The following is a 2,205-nucleotide window of genomic DNA, read 5'->3' as shown; positions in this document are numbered from 1 at the left end:
CTGCTCCCTCTGCTCCCCCTGCTCCCCCTGCTCCCCCTGCTCCCCCTGCTCCCCCTGCTCCCCCTGCTCCCCTGCCTGCCTTAATAGTAAGGGTACGGCATACCGCACCCTCACCATAATTGTCAAAAACTCCCAAATTTTTTCAGTAGCTTAAGAACTAATTTTCTTACGCATCATCTAAAGCCGCAATTCCAGGCAATACCTTGCCTTCAAGCAACTCCAAACTAGCACCGCCGCCGGTGGAGATGTGGCTCATTTGGTCGGCTAGACCAACCTTTTCCACAGCCGCTACAGAGTCACCGCCGCCAATGATTGTGGTTGTACCAGTTTTACCGATTTCGGCGAGGGTATGAGCGATCGCTTCCGTACCTGCCGCAAATTTATCAAACTCAAACACACCCATTGGCCCGTTCCAAATTACCGTTTTGGTATCTGCAAGAGCTTCTTGGAAAAATTTCACCGAGTCTGGCCCAATATCCAAACCCATCCAACCATCTGGGATATTTTCAATGCTAACGGTTTGAGAATTGGCGTCAGGGGCAAAGTTATCTGCTAATACCACATCTGTGGGAAGCAGTAAAGCAACGCCACGTTCTTTAGCCTTAGCTTCCAAAGACTTCGCTAGTTCCAGCTTGTCTTCTTCCACCAAAGATTTACCGACATTCAAACCACGGGCTTTGTAGAAGGTGAAAATCATCCCACCGCCGATGATCAGCTTGTCGCACTTCTCTAGTAGCGTTTCAATTACGCCAATTTTGCTAGAAACTTTGGAACCGCCAATAATTGCCGCTAAAGGACGTTGGGGATTTTCAATGGCGTTTTGCAGATATTGCAATTCCTTCTCAACCAAATATCCAGCCACAGAAGGACTGAGGAATTTAGTCACACCTTCAGTAGAAGCATGGGCGCGGTGTGCAGTACCAAAAGCATCATTTACATAAAAATCAGCATTAGCTGCCAATTTTTTGGCAAATTCTGGGTCGTTTTTCTCTTCTTCTTTGTAAAAACGGACATTTTCAAGTAACAGCACTTGGCCATTTTGCAACGCGCCAACTTTAGCTGCAACTTCATCACCAATGGAATCATCAGTTTTAATGACTTCTTGCCCCAGTAACTCAGACAGACGCTTGGCAACGGGAGTTAGGCGTAATTTGTCATCCACACCCTTGGGACGGCCAAAATGGCTGGCGAGAATGACCTTAGCTCCCTTCTGCGTCAAATCTTGGATGGTTGGTAGAGCGGCGCGAATGCGAGTATCGTCAGTAATGTTGCCTTGATCGTCCACAGGCACGTTAAAGTCAACCCGCACTAAGGCACGTTTCCCAGAGATATCAGCCGAAGATAAACTTGCTAAACTTTTTTTGGACACACCAAACTCTCCTGATTGCCTTTTTGTTATTGTTTTGAAAGTAGAACCATCAAGATTTTACCGGAGTCAGGGGTACCCAAGTGACAGAGATATTTAAGACGGTATTATTTCCGATCGATCAAAGCCGAGAAACGCGGGAAGCTGTTGATGTAGTGACCAACATAGTCAAAAAGTACAGCAGTCGCTTGGTGCTGCTGTCTGTGGTAGAAGAACCACCTCCAGATGCGCCTAGTGCAGACGATCCGATGGTGTCACCAGAGGTAGTTGCCAAGCTGCTGGAAAGTGCCCAAACTTTATTTTCTGGTCAAGGAATTCAATCCGAAATCATGGAAAGGCAAGGTAAACCAGCTTTTACTATCTGCGATGTCGCTGATGAAATCAACGCCGATTTAATCATCATGGGCTGTCGGGGGCTAGGTTTGACTGAAGAGGGAGCAGATGATAGTGTTACCACTCGCGTCATTAATCTTTCCCCTTGCCCAGTGCTGATTGTGCCCTAGTATTAGGTCATCCAAAAATGATCGGTAAAGGGAGTCAGAGGAGTCAAGTCGCTTTGCTCCAATTAAAAATTAAAAATGTAAAATTAAAAATTGCAAGACGCGACGCTCCTGCGTCGCTATCGCGGAAGCTATGCCGCAGGCTTTACGCTGCGCTATCAGTGGGGGCTTGTACCTACCTACAATTAATTAGGTGTTACTGAATTAAAGTATGAATCTGGATGTAGAGACGTAGCAGTGCTACGTCTCTACATGAGACTTCTTGCATAAGTCGGGAAAAGGGCAAAAAGTTCTGTATTGTCCCCTTCCCCTTTAACCTTTACCCTTTTCCCCCTCTTG

2 protein-coding genes are annotated in these 2,205 nt (G+C 46.7%); one reads left to right on the top strand and one right to left on the bottom strand.

Annotation, left to right across the window (positions count from 1 at the left end; genetic code table 11):
• Positions 1-166 precede the first annotated feature (166 nt).
• Positions 167-1,369, bottom strand: coding sequence for a phosphoglycerate kinase (locus tag VB740_RS36495; RefSeq protein ID WP_193948422.1), 1,203 nt, complete (start codon positions 1,367-1,369; stop codon positions 167-169).
• A gap of 89 nt (positions 1,370-1,458) precedes the next feature.
• Here VB740_RS36495 and VB740_RS36490 point away from each other — a divergent pair, with 89 nt between their 5' ends.
• The gene (locus VB740_RS36490; protein ID WP_323204678.1) at positions 1,459-1,869 is read left to right on the top strand and encodes a universal stress protein; all 411 of its coding nucleotides are present in this window, start codon (positions 1,459-1,461) and stop codon (positions 1,867-1,869) included.
• Positions 1,870-2,205 lie beyond the last annotated feature (336 nt).

The organism is Nostoc sp. UHCC 0251 (genome assembly GCF_034932245.1).
Taxonomy (GTDB): domain Bacteria; phylum Cyanobacteriota; class Cyanobacteriia; order Cyanobacteriales; family Nostocaceae; genus Nostoc.
This window is presented reverse-complemented; position numbering and strand designations above follow the sequence as displayed.